Source organism: Mycobacterium sp. NPDC050853 (genome assembly GCF_040653875.1).
Classification (GTDB): domain Bacteria; phylum Actinomycetota; class Actinomycetes; order Mycobacteriales; family Mycobacteriaceae; genus Mycobacterium.
In genome coordinates, this window is record NZ_JBFAGW010000009.1 from 95909 (window position 1) to 113923 (window position 18015).

Annotated in this window: 22 protein-coding genes; 9 read left to right on the forward strand and 13 right to left on the reverse strand. The window is 62.8% G+C overall.

Going from position 1 to position 18015, the window contains the following annotated elements:
- Positions 1 to 6 precede the first annotated feature (6 nt).
- Positions 7 to 561, reverse strand: a complete 555-nt coding sequence (gene ripD / locus AB0H22_RS22810) for an NlpC/P60 family peptidoglycan-binding protein RipD (RefSeq protein ID WP_358149210.1) — start codon at positions 559 to 561, stop codon at positions 7 to 9.
- Positions 562 to 804: 243 nt separating this feature from the next.
- On the opposite strand from ripD, the gene AB0H22_RS22815 reads away from it, so the two are divergent.
- The 4 genes from AB0H22_RS22815 to katG all read left to right on the forward strand — a co-directional run bounded on the left by AB0H22_RS22815 (position 805) and on the right by katG (position 4929).
- Complete coding sequence (locus AB0H22_RS22815) at positions 805 to 1470, forward strand: GNAT family N-acetyltransferase (RefSeq protein WP_180750185.1); 666 nt, start codon at positions 805 to 807, stop codon at positions 1468 to 1470.
- Between the two features lie 196 nt (positions 1471 to 1666).
- Entirely contained in the window at positions 1667 to 2074 is a 408-nt protein-coding gene (locus AB0H22_RS22820; RefSeq protein ID WP_180750376.1) for a MarR family transcriptional regulator, read from the forward strand.
- 140 nt (positions 2075 to 2214) lie between these two features.
- Entirely contained in the window at positions 2215 to 2673 is a 459-nt protein-coding gene (locus tag AB0H22_RS22825; RefSeq protein ID WP_180750184.1) for a Fur family transcriptional regulator, read from the forward strand.
- Positions 2674 to 2712: 39 nt separating this feature from the next.
- On the forward strand, positions 2713 to 4929 hold the full coding sequence (gene katG / locus AB0H22_RS22830) for a catalase/peroxidase HPI (RefSeq protein WP_358149215.1): 2217 nt from the start codon (positions 2713 to 2715) through the stop codon (positions 4927 to 4929).
- Between the two features lie 60 nt (positions 4930 to 4989).
- Here katG and AB0H22_RS22835 read toward each other — a convergent pair whose 3' ends face one another.
- The 3 genes from AB0H22_RS22835 to AB0H22_RS22845 form a co-directional block, all read right to left on the reverse strand.
- Positions 4990 to 5283, reverse strand: a complete 294-nt coding sequence (locus AB0H22_RS22835; protein ID WP_180750182.1) for a barstar family protein — start codon at positions 5281 to 5283, stop codon at positions 4990 to 4992.
- On the reverse strand, positions 5280 to 5669 hold the full coding sequence (locus AB0H22_RS22840; RefSeq protein ID WP_180750181.1) for a ribonuclease domain-containing protein: 390 nt from the start codon (positions 5667 to 5669) through the stop codon (positions 5280 to 5282). The genes AB0H22_RS22835 and AB0H22_RS22840 overlap by 4 nt, the downstream gene beginning before the upstream one ends.
- 80 nt (positions 5670 to 5749) lie before the next feature.
- Positions 5750 to 7348: a cytochrome bc complex cytochrome b subunit gene (locus AB0H22_RS22845; protein WP_180750180.1), complete on the reverse strand. Its 1599-nt coding sequence runs from the start codon at positions 7346 to 7348 to the stop codon at positions 5750 to 5752.
- Between the two features lie 136 nt (positions 7349 to 7484).
- Here AB0H22_RS22845 and AB0H22_RS22850 point away from each other — a divergent pair, with 136 nt between their 5' ends.
- Positions 7485 to 8147: a TetR/AcrR family transcriptional regulator gene (locus tag AB0H22_RS22850; protein ID WP_358149217.1), complete on the forward strand. Its 663-nt coding sequence runs from the start codon at positions 7485 to 7487 to the stop codon at positions 8145 to 8147.
- Positions 8144 to 8794 (forward strand): enoyl-CoA hydratase-related protein, encoded by a 651-nt coding sequence (locus AB0H22_RS22855; protein ID WP_358149219.1) that lies wholly within the window; start codon positions 8144 to 8146, stop codon positions 8792 to 8794. The genes AB0H22_RS22850 and AB0H22_RS22855 overlap by 4 nt, the downstream gene beginning before the upstream one ends.
- 7 nt (positions 8795 to 8801) lie before the next feature.
- Here the strand turns inward: AB0H22_RS22855 and AB0H22_RS22860 are convergent, their stop codons facing one another.
- Genes AB0H22_RS22860 through AB0H22_RS22885 form a run of 6 tightly spaced genes read right to left on the reverse strand, consistent with a single transcriptional unit; the run spans position 8802 to position 13369 of the window.
- Positions 8802 to 9053: a hypothetical protein gene (locus AB0H22_RS22860; protein ID WP_180750177.1), complete on the reverse strand. Its 252-nt coding sequence runs from the start codon at positions 9051 to 9053 to the stop codon at positions 8802 to 8804.
- Positions 9054 to 9110: 57 nt separating this feature from the next.
- Entirely contained in the window at positions 9111 to 9929 is an 819-nt protein-coding gene (locus tag AB0H22_RS22865; protein WP_180750176.1) for an ABC transporter permease, read from the reverse strand.
- Positions 9926 to 11095, reverse strand: a complete 1170-nt coding sequence (locus AB0H22_RS22870; protein ID WP_358149222.1) for an ABC transporter substrate-binding protein — start codon at positions 11093 to 11095, stop codon at positions 9926 to 9928. Before AB0H22_RS22870 ends, AB0H22_RS22865 begins: the two co-directional genes overlap by 4 nt.
- On the reverse strand, positions 11092 to 11817 hold the full coding sequence (locus AB0H22_RS22875) for an ABC transporter ATP-binding protein (RefSeq protein ID WP_358149225.1): 726 nt from the start codon (positions 11815 to 11817) through the stop codon (positions 11092 to 11094). The genes AB0H22_RS22870 and AB0H22_RS22875 overlap by 4 nt, the downstream gene beginning before the upstream one ends.
- Positions 11793 to 12842: an acyl-CoA dehydrogenase family protein gene (locus AB0H22_RS22880; RefSeq protein ID WP_358149227.1), complete on the reverse strand. Its 1050-nt coding sequence runs from the start codon at positions 12840 to 12842 to the stop codon at positions 11793 to 11795. The genes AB0H22_RS22875 and AB0H22_RS22880 overlap by 25 nt, the downstream gene beginning before the upstream one ends.
- A complete protein-coding gene (locus AB0H22_RS22885; protein ID WP_358149229.1) occupies positions 12839 to 13369 on the reverse strand; it encodes a DUF4242 domain-containing protein in 531 nt (176 codons plus the stop codon). Before AB0H22_RS22885 ends, AB0H22_RS22880 begins: the two co-directional genes overlap by 4 nt.
- Positions 13370 to 13402: 33 nt before the next feature.
- Here AB0H22_RS22885 and AB0H22_RS22890 point away from each other — a divergent pair, with 33 nt between their 5' ends.
- From AB0H22_RS22890 to AB0H22_RS22900, 3 genes are read left to right on the forward strand one after another with little or no spacing between them, the layout of a single operon-like run.
- Positions 13403 to 14062 carry a TetR/AcrR family transcriptional regulator gene (locus tag AB0H22_RS22890; protein ID WP_180750171.1) on the forward strand — a complete coding sequence of 220 codons (660 nt, stop codon included), beginning with the start codon at positions 13403 to 13405 and terminating at the stop codon, positions 14060 to 14062.
- 28 nt (positions 14063 to 14090) lie between these two features.
- The gene (locus AB0H22_RS22895) at positions 14091 to 14543 is read left to right on the forward strand and encodes an SRPBCC family protein (protein ID WP_180750170.1); all 453 of its coding nucleotides are present in this window, start codon (positions 14091 to 14093) and stop codon (positions 14541 to 14543) included.
- 18 nt (positions 14544 to 14561) lie between these two features.
- Positions 14562 to 15458 carry a LysR family transcriptional regulator gene (locus AB0H22_RS22900; protein WP_358149231.1) on the forward strand — a complete coding sequence of 299 codons (897 nt, stop codon included), beginning with the start codon at positions 14562 to 14564 and terminating at the stop codon, positions 15456 to 15458.
- Here the strand turns inward: AB0H22_RS22900 and AB0H22_RS22905 are convergent.
- Genes AB0H22_RS22905 through AB0H22_RS22915 form a run of 3 tightly spaced genes read right to left on the reverse strand, consistent with a single transcriptional unit; the run spans position 15390 to position 17948 of the window.
- Positions 15390 to 16055, reverse strand: coding sequence for a non-oxidative hydroxyarylic acid decarboxylases subunit B (locus AB0H22_RS22905; RefSeq protein ID WP_358149234.1), 666 nt, complete (start codon positions 16053 to 16055; stop codon positions 15390 to 15392). The genes AB0H22_RS22900 and AB0H22_RS22905 overlap by 69 nt on opposite strands.
- Positions 16045 to 16530, reverse strand: a complete 486-nt coding sequence (locus tag AB0H22_RS22910) for a hypothetical protein (RefSeq protein ID WP_358149236.1) — start codon at positions 16528 to 16530, stop codon at positions 16045 to 16047. Before AB0H22_RS22910 ends, AB0H22_RS22905 begins: the two co-directional genes overlap by 11 nt.
- Positions 16527 to 17948: a UbiD family decarboxylase gene (locus tag AB0H22_RS22915; protein ID WP_180750375.1), complete on the reverse strand. Its 1422-nt coding sequence runs from the start codon at positions 17946 to 17948 to the stop codon at positions 16527 to 16529. Before AB0H22_RS22915 ends, AB0H22_RS22910 begins: the two co-directional genes overlap by 4 nt.
- Between the last annotated feature and the right edge of the window lie 67 nt (positions 17949 to 18015).

Genomic DNA, 18015 nt, shown 5'->3' on the forward strand with positions numbered 1-18015 from the left:
ATGTGACTACTCGATCACGCGAACCAGGTAGGGGGTCATTGTGTCGAATCGAACCGGCGAGACCTGTACCGCGGGCTCGGATGCTTCCAACATGAGATTGTTCCCCAGGAACATTGTCACGCTCTGACTGCCCTCGGGACCGTAGAAGATGAGGTCACCCGGAATAGCTTGCGAGGGCGGTATTTTCCGCCCAATGTTGTACTGATCGTTCGACCTACGGGGCAACTTGATTCCGGCGGCGGCGTACGAGTACACCATGAGCCCCGAGGCGTCGAATCCTGGAACCTTCGGAGCGAGCGCAGGAGCCGGAGCGGGAATCAGTCCCAGCAGGCTTGTGGTGGCCGCGGGTGCGGCCGGTGTGTTATCGGTACTCGTGGTTGGGCCGTCGGTGTTGCCGCCCCCATAGGTGAATGGCACACCGCGTTGGGACAGCCCCCTCGCGATCACCGCATTGATGGTCTTCTGGGTGTCGGCGGGGCGCCTGATGACGTCGGCGGAGGCCAGCCCCGGCGTAGCGAACAGCAGGGCGATGCCGAGCATGGCGGCGTAAGTGCGTTTCATTCGATTGTCGCTTCTCTCCGGCCGTGAACGCTGACCCCTCGGGTGGTACCTCCGGCCGGCGAGGACCACCAAGATCCTTTGTACCTCCGACTGTCGTGATATCCCAATTAGGTTCTGCGACATAGCCAATGAGTTGTCGTACCGTGACCTAACGGTGACACTGAGCACCAGTCCGGCCGCAGGTCAACCCTTGTGCTCAACGTTTCCTGAGCGCCGTCGGCCCGCCGGTCGTAGGCTGACGCCATGACCGATCACGACCGCCTTGCCATCCGCCGCGAGATTGCCGACGCACTCACGAGTGCGTTCGAACGACGTCATGAAGTGCTTGATCTGATTGTTGAAGCCGATGACCGAAAGAGTGCGATCGACGCGATCGCTGCCTTGTTGGGAACCTCGCATTTGGGCGGCGAGGCCGTCATGGGTATGTCATTCGACAAGCTGACCAAGGACGCGCGCCGCCAGAATGCCGCAGAGCTCGAGGATCTCAACAGCCAGCTCACTTTCACGCTCATGGAGCGCCCCGCGAGCTCGGGAGACAGTCTCGAACTGCGCCCCTTCTCCGGGGACTCCGATATCGATATCTTCGCGGTACGCACCGAAGAGATAGGTGAAGCCGGTGACGGTTCGCGCGCCCCGGCGGGCGGTCTCGATGACGAGTTGAGGGCAGCACTGGCTCGCATCGACGATGAGGAGGCGGCCTGGTTCGTCGCGATCGAAGGGCACAGCAAGGTGGCCATGGTCTTCGGCGAACTGGTCGATGGTGAGGTGAACGTCCGGATCTGGGTTCATCCCGACCATCGAAAGAGGGGTTACGGTACAGCCGCTTTGCGGAAGTCGCGATCGGTGATGGCGGCCTACTTCCCCGCCGTCCCCATGGTGGTGCGGGCCCCTGGGGCCAGCCCTGCTTGAGTGTCGACGCAACGGAGCGCTCGTCAAGAGTGTTGATCAATGTGCTTGATGCACTGTCGAATTGGTGTGAGTCCCGTGGATGGCACTGATGAGGCATTCGGTGGCGACACGCCGCTCGGTCCCGTCGCTTCGGACGGTTGAACATTCGACATTCCGCTACTGTTAGCGCGGTATGAGCAGACACGAGGAATCTCCCATGGGCATCCTGGTGTCTCAGATATACCGGCTGCTGTGGTCACGAGCGTCGGTGATCGTGCGCGATTTTGGCGTGACGATTCCACAGATGGAGTGTTTGGCCGTGCTCTCGGCACAGCCTGGGATATCCAATGTGGAGATTGCCGCCGAGCTTCGGATTACTCCGCAGGCGGTGAGCCTGGTTCAGCGGTCCCTTGAAGAAGCCGGACTGGTTTCTCGTTCGCGTCGGCAAGCCGACGCCAGGGTGCTGACCACCGAGTTGACCGCCAAGGGTCGGAAGCTCTTCGAGCGTGCCGATGCGACTTTGCGCGAGGACGACGAGGAAGTTCTCGCCAATATGCCCGCGAAGGACCGGACCCAGCTGCGCAAGCTGCTGGGTGGGGTGATCGAAACGATGTCGACGCGGTAACTCCACCGCCTTCGAGTGCAAAAGTGCTCAGTGTCAACACTATTGATGACATTTGTCAGGTTCTTGATGCCGACCTGACCGTTTCTAACTTTTTTGGGAATTCCTGGACTCATTCCAGATAACTGAGGCATACTGGCGTTGTGTCCTTCACATCCGATGAGTACGCGGAGCTGCTGCGGACCGCGGATCTGCGCGTGACCCGGCCGCGGGTCGCTGTGCTGGAAGCCGTGGAAGTGAACCCGCATGCCGATACCGAGACCATCTTCGGTGTGGTGAGGACCGGTTTGCCCGAGGTATCTCGACAGGCCGTTTACGACGTCTTAGCGGCGCTGACCTCGGCGGGCCTGGTGCGCAAGATTCAGCCCTCCGGCTCCGTCGCGCGATACGAATCGCGGGTCGGCGACAACCACCACCATGTCGTATGCCGATCCTGCGGCGTCATCGCCGACGTCGACTGCGCCGTCGGTGCCGCGCCCTGCCTTACCCCGTCGGACTACAACGGATTCATTCTCGAAGAGGCAGAGGTCATCTATTGGGGTCTATGCCCCGACTGCGCTTCTTCGAAGGCCACATCACAAGTTTCGGGATCACACACGTGATCACAGCCCACATCACTATCCACTCCCGAAAGGAACGCTGTGTCTGAAGAACACCCGCCCATCGCAGAGGCAAACAACCAACCCTCGAATGGTTGCCCCGTCGCCGGAGGCCGCCTGAACTACCCCGTCGAGGGCGGCAACGCCAATCGCGAATGGTGGCCCACCCAGCTCAACCTGCAAATCCTCAAGAAGAACCCCCCTGCCGCGAACCCTCTCGGTGAGGACTTCGACTACGCCAAGGCCGTGCAGACGATCGATGTCGACGAGCTCAAGGCCGACGTCGAGAACGTGCTGACCGACTCACAGGACTGGTGGCCCGCCGACTTCGGCAACTACGGCCCGATGTTCATTCGCATGTCGTGGCATGCCGCGGGTACCTACCGTGTCGCCGACGGTCGGGGCGGCGCGGGCGCGGGTATGCAGCGGTTCGCCCCGCTGAACAGCTGGCCCGATAACGTGCTGCTAGACCGCGCGCGGCGCCTGCTATGGCCCGTCAAGAAAAAGTACGGAAACGCTCTGTCCTGGGCCGACCTGATTGTGTTCGCAGGTAACCACGCCATGGACACCATGGGGTTCAAGACCTTTGGCTTCGCCTTCGGGCGCGAGGACCGCTGGGAGCCCGAGCAGGATGTCTACTGGGGCCCGGAGCACACCTGGTTGGGCGACGAGCGCTACACCGGTGACCGTGACCTGGAAAACCCGCTTGCCGCGGTGCAGATGGGTCTGATCTACGTCAATCCCGAAGGCCCCAACGGCAATCCGGATCCACTCGCCGCCGCCATCGACATCCGCGAGACCTTTGCCCGAATGGCGATGAACGACGAGGAAACCGCGGCGCTGATCGTGGGTGGTCACACCTTCGGTAAGACGCACGGTGCGGGCGATGCCGGCCTGGTCGGGCCCGATCCCGAGGACGCGCCGCTCGAGCAGATGGGTATCGGCTGGAAGAGCTCGTTCGGCTCCGGTAAGGGTAACGACGCAATCGGCAGTGGCCTGGAAGTCGTCTGGACCCACACCCCGACCAAGTGGGACAACAGCTTCCTGGAGATTCTGTATGGCAACGAGTGGGAGCTGACCAAGAGCCCTGCCGGTGCACACCAGTGGAAGCCCAAGGACGGTGGATGGGCCAACTCGGTGCCCATGGCCCAGGGCACGGGTAAGACGCATCCCTCGATGCTCACCACGGACCTGTCGATGCGGTTCGATCCCATCTACGCGGAGATCACCGAGCGCTGGCTGGCCCATCCCGAGGAGCTCGCCGATGCCTACGCGAAGGCGTGGTACAAGTTGATTCACCGCGACCTGGGGCCGGTTACCCGTTACCTCGGTCCGTTGGTGCCCAAGGAAACCCTGTTATGGCAGGACGTCATTCCCGCTTCGGAAACCAACATCGGGGCCGATGACGTCGTCGAGCTGAAGAAGCAGATCCTTGCGTCGGGTCTTACTGTGCCGCAACTTGTTTCGACCGCATGGAAGGCCGTGGCATCCTATCGCAACAGTGATAAGCGCGGCGGTGCCAACGGTGGGCGTCTTCGGTTGCAGCCGCAGGCCGGCTGGGAGTCCAACGAGCCGGATGAGCTTGCCCAAGTGATCCGGACGCTTGAGGGTATCCGGGAGTCGGTCAACGCCGGTGGCAAGAAGGTGTCGTTCGCCGACATCGTCGTGCTCGGTGGTGCGGCGGCCGTCGAAAAGGCGGCTAAGGAAGCCGGATTCGACGTCACGGTGCCCTTCACACCCGGCCGTGGCGATGCGACTCAGGAACAGACCGATGTCGAGTCATTCGCATATCTGGAGCCGACTGCCGACGGATTCCGGAACTACCTTGGCAAGGGCGCCCAGATTCCGGCTGAGTACAAGTTGATCGATAAGGCCAACCTGTTGGCGCTCTCCCCGCCGGAGTTGACTGTCCTTGTCGGTGGTCTGCGTGTGTTGGGTGCCAACTACCAGGGTTCGGAGCTCGGTGTGCTCACCGAGAACCCCGGGACGTTGACCAATGACTTCTTCGTCAATCTGGTCGATATGGGCACCGAGTGGACACCGTCATCGGCCGATGACGGCACTTACGTGGGCAGCGATCGTGCCACCGGTGTGGTGAAGTGGACCGCGAGTCGGGTGGACCTTGTGTTCGGTGCCAACTCGGAACTGCGTGCTCTCGCAGAGGTTTACGCGCAGGACGACGCCAAGGAGAAGTTCGTGAAGGACTTCGTCGCGGCATGGGTCAAGGTGTCGGACGCGGACCGGTTCGACGTGTCCTGATCTGCAAATCGAGTGCGAGCCTGGCCCGAATTGCCGCGCCGGGCTCGCACTCGATTTGGGTTAGTCGTCCTTGGGTGAGGTCCGCGTCGTCAGCGGCACCTCGGCTTCCTCGAAGATCTCTTGGATGGTGTCCCAGTCCTTCTTCCCCACCGCGGACTTGATCCGCGTGACATCCTGTAGCACGAACCGGAATGGTTCATCGTCGGGAGTGCCGAATCCTCCACGCAGGCAATCGACAAGGGCGTCGAGATTGCTGCCGAAATAGCCACCCGGCCCATTCACCGCGCGCCCGAGCTCGGTGAAGAAGTCTGCCCGCGTGCGGATGCGGGAGCCGTCGACGACGTAGGTCTTCATGCGCCTTCAACCTCACAGAATGACTGGTAGTGATCGCCCGTGTAGTAGACGTGCGGCGGATCGTTCAGCGGAGTGCCCCCGGTGATGACGCGCCGCGTGCCGCGCGTCTTGCTGCCCGGCGTGCGGACCGTGTACTCGTGGTAATACCCGCGAGGCTCCGATGGCAGGACTCTCTCGCGGTTCTGGAAGACGACGCCGTCGTTTCGTGGATACGGGAACGGTCCATTGGAATGGATCAGTCCCACCGTTCCGGAGGCCTCGGAAGGCAGATCGGACAGGGCGCACCGAGTGATGGTGGCGCGGGCCGGTGTGGGCTCGGTGCAACCGATGAGCGTCAGTGCCAGGATCGCGGCACCCATGACACGCAAACGCGGCGACATGACCATCCTTTGTCGAGTAAGAGTTCGACTCGACGGTACGGCATGCGTTTGCCGTAATCCCCGAACATGGGGCGACGGCGGCTGAGCTATCGCGATCCTCCTCGTAGTGCAGCCAATTCCAGGCGCTCGGCGGCATGTTTGGCCTCTGCCAATGCCCGCTGCTCATCGGGTGGGTCGGCAGATAGAAACGAGCCGGTGCCGGGTGCGCCGGCCAGTCCCAGCTTGTTCACCCGCTTGGGTACCGCCGCGCCTTGGTATTCGAGCGGGATCACCTGGCCGTGCTCGTCCACTCCGGCCAATGGCTGGTGAACCTCGATATACGCGCCGTGCGGCAGCCGCTTGACGATGCCGGTCTCGACGCCGTGTTCGAGCACTGCCCTGTCGGCGCGCTGAAGGCCGATGGCCCACCGGTAGGCGATGTAGTACACGACAGCGGGCAGGACGACCATGCCGATGCGGCCGATCCACGTCGTTGCGTTCAGCGAGATGTGGAATGCGAACGCGAGGGTGTCATTCATGCACGACAGGGTCAGCAAGATGTACAGCGAAAAGGCCGCTGCCCCAATGGCGGTGCGGACCGGAGCATCACGCGGACGCTGCAATAAGTTGTGCGGTGTGCCCCCATTGACGCACTCGCCGGTGAAGCGTCTCTCTATCCATGGCCAGGCGACGATCACCGCGAACGCGGACATGATGCCCAGAACTCCCCACAGCACCGCGGGCACCGTGTAGCCGAAGATGTACAGCTCCCAATTCGGGACGAGCCGCAACAGGCCGTCGGTCCACATCAGGTAGATATCGGGGGGCGATCCGGCCGATATCTGGGATGGCTTGTAGGGACCTAGATTCCAGATCGGATTGATCTGCAGCAGACCGCCCATGATCGCGAGGATGGCCGTCACGACGGCGAAGAAAGCGCCGGATTTCACGGCGAACACCGGAACGATCCTTACCCCAACGACATTGGACTCGGTGCGACGCGGTCCCGGAAACTGGGTGTGCTTCTGGTACCAGACCAGGGCCAGGTGCACGGCGATGAGCGCGATCATGATGGCCGGAACGAGCAGCACATGCAGGACATAAAGTCTTGGCAGGATGATGTTTCCGGGGAAATCGCCACCAAAGAGGGCCCAATGCATCCAGGTGCCGATGATCGGCAACGACATCATGCCCTGGGTGACCACGCGAAGCCCGGTGCCGGAGAGTAGATCATCGGGTAGCGAGTAGCCCGCGAACCCCTCGGCCATAGCGAGGATCAACAGCACCGAACCGATGACCCAGTTGGCCTCGCGCGGGCGGCGGAACGCCCCGGTGAAGAAGATGCGGGCCAGGTGCACCACGATGGAGGCCGCGAACATCAGCGCCGCCCAATGGTGGATCTGCCGCACGAACAGTCCGCCGCGCACCTCGAAGCTGAGATGCAGAGTGCTTTCGTAGGCCTTGGACATCTGCATACCGCGCAATGGCTGGTAGACGCCGTTGTAGGTGACCTCTGCCATCGACGGGTCGAAGAAGAGTGCTAGATAAACGCCCGAGATCAGCAGCAGCACAAAGCTGTACAGCGCGATCTCACCCAGCAGGAACGACCAGTGCGTCGGGAAGACCTTGTTCATCTGTCTTCGCAAACCCGGTGACGCGTGATAACGCGAATCGACTGCTTCGGCAAGCTTCGTTGCTTGACCCATAGCTGCTCCCTGGGAAAGAGACTTTATGCCTACTACGGAGGGTAGTACGTAATTACTACTTCCGGTAGTAGTTTCTGGCGAGTTTGTTGAGCCGTCGTTTTTCATAACAGAGCGATTGCTCTGTTATTGTGCTTGCGTGCCGCGCCCGCGTATCCACTCCGTCGACGATCTGCTCGATGCCACCGAACGGATCGCGGTGGAGGACGGCCCGGCGGCAGTGACGGTTCGAGCGGTATCCCAAGTGACCGGGATTTCCAACGGCGCCATCTATCACGCCTTCGGATCGCGCGGCGAGATGGTCGGACGGGCGTGGTTGCGTGCCGCCCAGCGGTTTCTCGATATGCAATGTGGTGCCGTGGACGAAGCCCTTGCGGTGAGTGGACCCGTTGAGGCGGCAGCGGTGAACGCCGTCGTCGCCGCGGCCGACACCCCCGCCGTCTTCGCGGAACGGTTCCCCGAATCCTCGCGGCTCGTGCTCGGTGTGCGGCGTGAGGATCTCATCGGGCCCGATGTTCCCCAAGGCGTCGCCGCCGCGATAGCGAGTGCCGACGAGGTCCTCGTGGCGTTGTTCATTCGGTTGTCGCGAGTCCTGTGGGGCCGGGAGGACGGCCGCGCGGTACAGGTCATCGAGGACTGCGTCGTGGGATTGCCCTCCGGTCTGCTACTTCGGGGGCGCCGTCCACCCGATGCCGCGACACGTTCGCGCCTGGAGGCGGCAGTACGCGCCGTCCTTGCCATCGACCCACCCCCAGCACGCCCAAAAACCAAGGGCACCAACATGAAAGGAAATATGCGATGACCGCCACCCTAGAACTTCAGGATACGATCGCCGTTCTCAACCTCGGTGAGGACGAGAACCGGTTCTCCCCCGATTGGCTTGATACGGTTGACGGTCTTCTCGACGATGTGCTCGTGCGCGCCCAGGCTCTGGTCACCGTGGGGACCGATAAGTTCTACTCGAACGGGCTGGACCTGGATTGGCTCATGTCCCACGGGGATCGCGCCGACTGGTACATCGGCCGCGTACAGGCGCTGCTCAGCAGGGTCCTCACGTTCGCATTGCCCACTGTCGCCGCTGTCAATGGTCACGCCTTTGGGGCCGGCGCGATGCTCGCCGTCGCCCACGACTACCGCGTAATGCGTTCCGACCGCGGATACCTGTGTTTCCCCGAGGTCGATATCAAGATCCCCTTCACCCCTGGAATGGCGAGCTTGATCCTGGCCAAGGTGACCCCGCAGACCGCGGTAACCGCCATGACCACCGGGCGCCGCTACGGCGGGGATGCCGCCGTAGCAGCCGGTTTAGCCGACCGGGCCGCCGTCGAACACGAAGTACTCAGCGACGCAGTCGATCTGGTGAGGCCACTGGTGGGTAAGGACAGCGGAACGCTGGGCGCCATCAAGTCGACGATGTTCGCCGCGGCCACCGCGGCCCTGGTGGCGTGAGGCGGCTCTACTGAGGAGGAATGACGGGTGGGCGGCACACGTTGCCCACCGGGTCCCACCACCAACCGTCATCGCAGCTCAACGGCGTTGTCGCTACCGGTGGCCGACAGGTGTTGGCCACCGGGTCCCACCACCCGTTCTCACAGTTGGGCACGAGCGGGTCGGCGGAACTGATCGCGGGCGAGATGGTCGCCAACGCGATCAGGGGAAGCAACGATCCTGGCGCGGCGATTGCCATCCGGCGCAGAAGCATCTTCATTCGGAACACCTCCGAAACAGTCGGGTACGTAAGCGCGTGCGAGCTTACTCCGCGCTGTCAGGTGCGCCGCGGCGTTCTCCGGTCGAGTAGCAGCCGCGCCGCCATATCCAAGGCGTAGCCCAGCACCCCGATGACGAGAATCACCGCAACGACCTGGTCGTAGGCAAGCTGGTCCCGCGCATTCAGTATCTGGTAGCCCAAACCCGATCGCACACCGAGCATTTCGGCGGGTACGAGAACCACCCAGGCGATACCCAACGCGATGCGCACGCCGGTCTGAACGTGGCCGCGGATGGCCGGGAGTATCACCGCGGTGAGGAGTTCGATGCGGGTGGCATGGAACGACCGCGCCACGTGCAGATACCCGGGTTCGATTCCGTGCACACCGGCGGTGGTGTTGATGAGGATCGGCCACACCGCAGCCGCCGCGATGAGGAAGACGACCGGTTGGCTCCCGATACCGAAGACCGCCACCGCGATAGGTGTCCACGACAGCGGCGAGATCATCCGCAGAAATTGGACGACGGGACGTGCGGCGCGTTCCGCGGTGGTGCTCACGCCCAGAAGCAGTCCCGCCGGGATACCGACCAGGGCGGCGACGGAAAGTCCGATCAGTAATCGCCACAGGCTGACTCCGATATCCGGCAGCAGCACACCGCGATTCAGCAGATCAATGGCCGCGGGCAATGCCTTCTGCGGAGCCGTCTGGCGCAGCAGTGAATGGGGTTCACTGAGCACTGAGCTTGCGAGCCACCAGAAGGCGATGCTCGCGCCGATGGCAAGTGCCGGTGGCCAGATCTTGGCGAGCAGCGGTGGCTTCTGTGATGCAGGCCCGCTCTCACGGGTAGTCGTGAGGGTGCGCTCGATAATGCTCATAATGCCTGCACCTGTTCAGTTCGAGTGAAATCGGCCGCGATACCGAAGGCCGCCGGTCCCCCGTGTGCGGTGATCGCCCTGCGTACAAAGGAGTCGTCGACGAGGTCGTCGTGCACTCGTGCCGGATCCAGGCGGTCAAGGAATCCGCGGTCGCCGTCAACCACGGTGTCGTGCATCGACTCGACGAGTCGCTGGGTGAAGCTCCGATACGGAAACGGCTGGTAGCCCAGGCGATGTGGATGCCAATCCGGATGTTTCAGTGGATACGGCGGATTCGGGTAGGTCAGCGCGGTCTGTATGGCGGGCACGGGCTGCGGAAGGTACTTACCGCCGCCGAGCGCGCTCGCCGCCGACTTTCGGTCGGCATCGATGCGGAGCTGCGCGGCCACCACGGCATCGGTGACACCCTGTACGGCGGACGCGCGACGTGCGATCACGTCATCACGTGTGACGAGCACGCAGCATGCGTGATCGCGCCACACATCGCCGAGAAATGTGTGAATCCGCCCGATCTTCTTGATCTGTGCGATGGCATTGAACGGATCGGCGACGACGTATCCCCCGATGGATCGATTGGCCAGGGCCGGCACCATATCGGAGGGGCTCATCACGACGAGTTCGACGGTGCGGTGGGCGCGGGACGCGGTGCTCCTGATCACCGGTCGCAATCCATGGCCGCGCAACAGCTGTTGCAGCACGATGTTGTGGATCGACCACCAGAACGGAATGGCCACCTGTGTGCCCGCTAGATCTTCCAGATATTCGATATCCGGTGCCACGGTGAGCGCGGATCCGTTGGTGTGATTCCAGCCGAGCACCCGCACGCCGTGTCCCAACACCTGGCGGAGCTGGATCGCCATGGGCATCAACAGATGCGCGACGTCGATCTGTCGTGCCATGAACGCCTCTGCCAACGCGGCCCAGCTGCGGAACAGCACCGGTTTGGCCGCACTGACCGTGCCGGCGGGATAGAGCCCCGCGGAATGGGCGATCAGCAGCGGGGCGGCATCGGTGATCGGTAGATACCCGATGCGTAGTTGGGCGGTGGTGTTCGTGGTGTCGGACGTTGCGGCACGGATCAGCCCAGTGGCGCCGAAAAGACCGGCCGCGGTGGTTATCCCGGCGGCGCCCGCGAGGACGGCGCGGCGCGAGGTAGTACCGTTCACTCGATCTCCGCGTCCGCCGGTTGGTACTGGGTAAGGATCTCGTGGCGTATCCGGTCGCGCTCCCCCGCCGAGTCGTCGAGCACCCACTCCTGTCGTATCCGGCCGTTGTCGCCAAGAAGAACCACCCGGTGTGCGAGCGTCAATGCCTCATCGACATCGTGGGTCACCAGGACAACCGTGACGGCCAGTTCGGCGGCCAGATTCGCCAGCCAGGATTGCAGATCGGCGCGGGTCACCGGATCGAGCGCGCTGAACGGTTCGTCGAGCAGCAGTAGTCGCGGGCGGGTCGCTGTGGCGCGCAAGATCGCGACACGTTGAGCCTGGCCACCGGAGAGTTGGTCGGGATATCGGTCGGCGAGCTGCTGGAGGCCGAAACGTCGGACCAAGTCGTCCACATAGTCATCGTCGAACCCATTGCGGTGCACCGTGAATCGCTTCGCGAATGCGATGTTCTCCGCCACGGTCAGCCACGGCATCAGTAGGGCATCCTGAAAGACGACGCCGGTTCGGGGTCGCCCTCCGTCCGACGTCCAGGTGACGGTTCCGGAGCTCAGCTCCTCCAAACCCGCCAGTACCCGCAACAGGGTGGATTTTCCGCTCCCACTGGTGCCCAGGATGGCCAGGAACTCGCCGGACGTGACATGGACGTCGATCTCGCGGAATGCCACCGTCGACCCGAAATGCTTGGTGGCACCCGTTATTCGTACTGCGTCAGTTCCCACCGCAGTTGTCCTTCCGAGGGTGACTGAATGGGTAGGAATGCGGCTTCGCGAAACCGCCGGTTTGCCGCGGTGCCCACTGCGTATCCGGCGCCGCCGACCAATGTGGCCTCCAGGCGCGTCGCCTGGCCGGCGAGCACGGCGGCGTCGAGCCGCAGCCGAAGGAGGTCGGCGATACTCGGTTCCGATGGTCTGGACGCGAATGCGTAAAGACGTTCTCGCTGGGCTTGATTCCGCTGTATAAGCTCGACCCGTTCCGTGGTGAACTGGTCAGCCAGCACGCCGCGCGCGGATTGTGCACCGTCAAGAGCGGCCGCGCTTACTCCGGAGCAGAAGGCGGTCTGGAGCAGAAGAAAGGCCGGCCGGATCCGGGCGACGAAACTCGGCAGGTCGGTGCTGATCACGTTCTCGATGGGGACGTGCACGTTCTCCAGGTACAGGGATGTCGAGGCCGTTGCCTTCAGCGCCATCAGGTTCGGTGGCCGGTCGATCCGTACCCCGTGCGCGTTGATATCGACCGCCGCCACATAGGTTGCGCCATCTGCCCCGCATGCCGGTAGCACCATCAACGCATTGGGGAACACATTGGAAGCCCATCGGATCGGTCCGGTAATGCGCAGCCCACCATGACGTGTAACGGCGCGCAGCGGCACCTCCCCCAGCCCCGCAACCTGTTTGAGGCCGGCTGCCATCGCGGTGACCCCGGTGCGGCGTCCGGTCATCAGCGCGGGCAGCTGCGCGGCGCGCAAGGCCTCAGGAGCCAGGCTCAGGTATTCGATGGTCATGCGATGCGCCCAGGCGGAGAAGCCCACGGCCAGACTGCTCGTCGCTACCCGTTCGATCACCCGCACCATGGGTGCGAGGTCCGTACCGCCAATACCGGTGGAGAACAGGCCCGCTGCTCCCAAAGCGGCTAGATCGGCGCGTACATCGGCTTGATCCGAGTCGAGAGCAGGCGCACGGGCGGCCACCTCATCGCTGACGCGCTCCAGCGCCGCGTCCACATTCTTGGCCACGGCGGCCGTCATAGCGAGATATCCCCCAGTCCGTGCAGTCTGTCGACCGGAGTGTCAACGGCCTTACGCGCGCGGAGCACGGCCGCCTCATCGGGGGCGTCGTAAAAGCACAGGCATTTGTCCATGTCTTCGCGGACATACGTACGCAGGAAACTGACTTCGGGTACGTCGGCGTACTTCGGCGCCTTGGCCATTTTGCGCGCCAGGTAGGTCTGCATGTCCAGATCGGCGGGTAGATCCCATTCCACCAGGTACCCGGCGACCGGACGGACGGACTTCAGCTGGTCGGGATCGGCACCCACGAGGCGAACCGTGTGCGGTCCCGAAACCGACTCGACGCCGAGGGAATCCGCATCCAGTAGCGATGCGTCACCGTCGAATTCGGCGATGACGAAGACGCGGCGCGCCTCGCGTGTCACCTGCGCTTCGATCAATTCGCCGCCGTCGCGGTGAAGTCGCCCGTCGATCTCCTTGAGCAGTTGAGTGGCATCGGTGTTGTCGGCGGGTTCAATGGCGATCTCGTAGAGGTGCAACGTCACGGAACTCTTTCCTTACTTCGGTGGACCACTTGGGTGGGTGACAACTCGACGGTTTCATGGACAGACCGGTCTGTCTATGCGTCCTATCTCGGTTACCCTGCTCCCATGAGTCCCACGACCGCACCGAAGGCCGCCGACACCGCGTCGGGCCTCCGTGTGCTCGGACCCGCCGATCGGCTGCTGCGTGCGGCCTCAGATCTCTTTGCGGCGCAGGGAATTCGCGCCGTTGGCATCGACCAGATCCTGCGCGAGGCGGGAGTTGCCAAGGCGAGCCTGTACAGCACTTACGGTTCCAAGGATGCGCTCATCGTCGCCTACCTCGAAGAAATTGATCAGCGTGATCGCAACCGATGGAACGCTGCTGTCGCGGCGCAGCGCGATCCCGTTGCGAAGATCCTGACATTCTTCGACCTGGCCGCCACCGCCGCGAAAACAAGGAACTTCCGTGGGTGCCTCTACGCCAATGCCGCCACGGAATTCCCCGGAACAGTATGGGAACCGGTGCGCGCACATCGTGAGTGGTTCCGCGCGACCGTGACAGCACTGCTGCGCGAGGCTGGGGTATCACACCCGGACAACATGGCCCGACGAGTGCAGCTGTTTTACGACGGCGCTCTGACCGCATCCAAGATGGAGAAATCCGCAGCGCCGATAACGCTGGCGCGCAAACTCACTCGCGAATTGATCGGCTAGACGGCAGGACTCTGGTTGGATGGGTCATATGACTGAGGACGTCAGAGTGGTCTCGGCGAGCCGTGAAGTGAATGCGCCGGCAGCGGTGATCTTCGAGTTCATCGCCGATGCGGCACGGCAGCGTGAATGGGACGGCAACGAGAACCTTGCCGAGGCCGCCACCGGACAACGCGTTCATGGTGTGGGTGATGTGTTCGCGATGACCCTGACCAATGGTGCCGTACGCGAAAACCGCATCGTAGAGTTCGAGGAGGCGCGCCGGATCGCGTGGTTGCCCTCGGAAGTGGGCAAGCGACCACCCGGCCACCTGTGGCGATGGGAACTGGAACCGCTTGGCGACAGCCGTACCCGGGTGATCCACACCTATGACTGGACGAATCTCGCCGACGAGAACAGGCTGCCCCGGGCTCGTCGCACCACCTCGGAGCGGCTGCAGGACTCGGTGGACAGACTCGCAGCGCTTGCCGAGTCGGGCGAATAGCAGCGAACACCAAGGCATATGGATCTGCATCAGTTGGAGTGTTTCCTCGCGGTCGTCGAGGCGGGCACCTTCACCGGCGCAGCGAGGCGGGTACATCTGGCGCAATCGGGTGTCAGTGCCCACGTCAAGGCGCTCGAGCGCGAGCTCGGACAGCCGCTTTTCGAACGCCGTGCCCGTTCGGCGGTTCTTACTGCCGCGGGGCAGGCGCTTCTTCCTCATGCGCGTGCGGCGTTGGACTCCCTGGCTGCGGGACGCGCGTCCGTAGAAGGCTTGACCGGACTGCTGCATGGGCATTTGGCGATTGGAACGATCACCTCTATCTCGCCCCGCCATATCGATCTGCCTCGGTTGTTGACAACATTTCACCGCCAGCACCCAGGCGTTGAGTTGTCGCTTATTGAGGACACCTCCGCGGTTCTGGCGCGACGGGTGACCGAAGGTGAACTGGACGTCGCCCTTGTGAGCCTCACCGATGATTCACCCGCTGGCGTCCATGCGCGGGAGCTCACCCGGGATTGCATCGTTGCAGCGTTTTCGCCCTCTCACCCCCTGGTGCGCCACGGTGACACGGTTTCTCTGGCAGCTCTGGCGCAGTATCCATTGATCGCGCTGTCACCAGGGTCTGGTATTCGGACCCAGCTCGACAAGACGCTGCATGCGTCCGGAATTACCGCCCGCATCAGCTTTGAGGCCAGCGACCCAGATGTGCTGGTAGCGCTCGCCGCCCAAGGGCTTGGCATAGCCGTGGTACCGGAATCGGCGATGCGACAGACTAAGGGTGTCGTGCATGCTCAGCTGCCCGACGTGCCGCCCGGTCGCATCGGAATACTTTGGCGTAAAGGGAAATCAGTCAATCCTGCGGCCCCGGTGTTCGTTCGCCATGTCGTTGCCCGAGTGCGGGAGATGCTGACTTAGAACCATTTCGTGGCGTGCGGAATCCAGTCCGCGCCAGCGTTTCGCATATGGCGTATCGACGCCGAACTGATCGAGGATGCGGGTCACGCTGTGATCCACGATGTCGTCGATGGTGCGTGGGTGGTTGTAGAAGGCCGGCATCGGTGGAACGATGCGTACGCCCATCCTGCTGAGTGCCAGCATGTTCTCCAGATGAATGGTATTGAGCGGGGTTTCACGTGGAGCGAGAACCAGTCGACGTCCCTCCTTGAGTACGACATCGGCGGCTCGACAGATCAGGTTGTCGGCGATTCCGTAGCGGATCGCGGCAAGGGTCCGCATGCTGCACGGCACGACAATCATTCCGTCGGTTCGAAACGATCCCGAAGAAATTGCCGCACCCTGCTCGCCGAGCTTGTACGTCACATCGGCCAACTGGGCCACCTCGCGAACCGAGCGGGTGGATTCCATTTCGATATTGGAGCGGGCCCAGGTGCTCATTACCAGATGCGTTTCCACCGAGGGTATTTCGCGCAATGTTTCGAGAAGTCGGATGGCGAATAGAGCTCCGCTGGCGCCCGTGATCGCGACGATGATCCGGGTTGGTCTATCGGTCATCGAATGTCGCCTGTCGGGGGTGTGCGGCCGAGAGGGCGGACAGCATCGCGGTGCTCCGTTGCCAGTTCTCCTGCTGTTCCAGCCGTTCCGATGTTTGGAAACTCATGGGCTGCAGTGCGATTCCGATATCATCGTGGCGATATTCGGTCACCGTGAAAACGCAACCCATGAGCCCACGCTCGGTGACCGATCGCGTCATTCGCAGTTTGGCGTGATGGCATGCGGTGCCGTGGGCCGCGAGTAGGCTCGCGGCACCTGTGCGCTTTAGATTCGCGCGGGTGACCCGTCCGGCCACTACAACGAAGAGGCTCAAGCCCCCCGGACCGGGTTCCAGCTCGGAACGAGACAGCAGGGCGGAATGCGGATATCCGCCGGTGTCCACGGTGACGAATGGGAAGGCCTGCTCGCGAGAATCGACGCTGGGAAACCCGCGCAGCAATTCGCAGAGGTCACCGGGTAACGCCTTGGCGTTCATAGCGGGAGCGTCGCCTTCCACCGATCGCGGATCTGGGTGCGGTACGCCTGGTCGAAGCGGTTCGCCTTCGGATAGGAGTCCATCCACGAGAACGGCTTACACGCGTCGATGAGAACGATGCCCATGGACAAATCGTTGGCTTCCCGTTGCGCTGGTGACAAACGCGGGTCGATCGCTGTGGTGGGTGTCCGCACGATCTGAATTGACTCCGATGGGTTCACCCTTGTGAAGATCGCCCACAACACATGATTGATGTCAGTGATATCGATGTCGTCGTCGACCACGACGAAGTAGCGATCCATGCCACCGGTGCGTTTGCGTCCGGCGGCGGCCAGCAATGCCTGCATAGCGTCTCCGGCACCGGTCTGCTTGAGGGATATCACCATCATGAGCTGGCGCGCATACGCCCAGACGCCCTGGATGTTCTGAACGCCGGCGGCTTCGAGATGGTCCCAGGTCACCGAGGCCGAGTACAGGGGTACGGCCTGATCGCCGGCGGGAACCGTCGGGATCATCGGGGGCGCACCGAGGATGATCGGATTATCGCGGTGCAAGATGCGCTGCACGCGCACCACAGTCTCGTTTCCTGCGTGAGTGAAGTAGCCTGTCCACTCGCCGAATGGTCCCTCGGGAACTGATTCCTCGGTAACCGGTGGCATCTCGCCCTCGATCACGATCTCGGCGTGTGCGGGAATCGGTAACCCGGTTCCCGGTGCCGCGAGGACCTCGACGCCGCTGCCGCGCAGACCACCTGCCACGTCGTATTCGCAGACCTCCGCCGGTGCCGCTATGGCCGCGGCCGTTGTGAGGATGGGATCGCAGCCGACGACGACTGCGATTGGGCAGGATTGGCCCTTGTCCCAATACTTTTTGGCGATCGCGAGTGCGTGCCGGTTGCCAAGCATCCACAATGACAGCCGGTCCTTGCCCTGCACGCAGCCTCGGTAGGTCCCAACGTTGACCCAGCCCGAATCGGGGTCGCGTGTGATCACCATGCAGGCGGTACCGATGTAGCGCCCGCCGTCACCGTCATGCCACTGAGGTGTTGGGAACACAGTGAGGTCGACATCGTCGCCCTCGATCACATTCTCGAGGATTGTGCCGCTGGAGACCTCCACCGGTGCAATGGGTTCGATGCGCTTGCTGAGGTCCTTCCAGGCACGGACGATGTCCATGGCCGGTGTTTCCACGGGCAGTCCCAGGGCCACCGCACACCGCTGGACGGTTCCCATGAAATTGGTGAACACCCGGTACCCGGTCGGGTAACCGGGAATGTTGTCGAACAACAATGCCGGTCCCTCTTTTTCGGCGAGAAGTTCAGTAATGCAGCCGATTTCGAGGTTCCAATCGGCTCCGTCGATCGTCATCACCTCTGCATCGCCCAGCTCACGGGTTAGCGTGTCGATGTAGTCTCGCAGATCACGAAAAGCAACCATGGTCTTTGTAGGCCGCGTACCTGTACGCCGCCTATCTCCTTCCATCCGT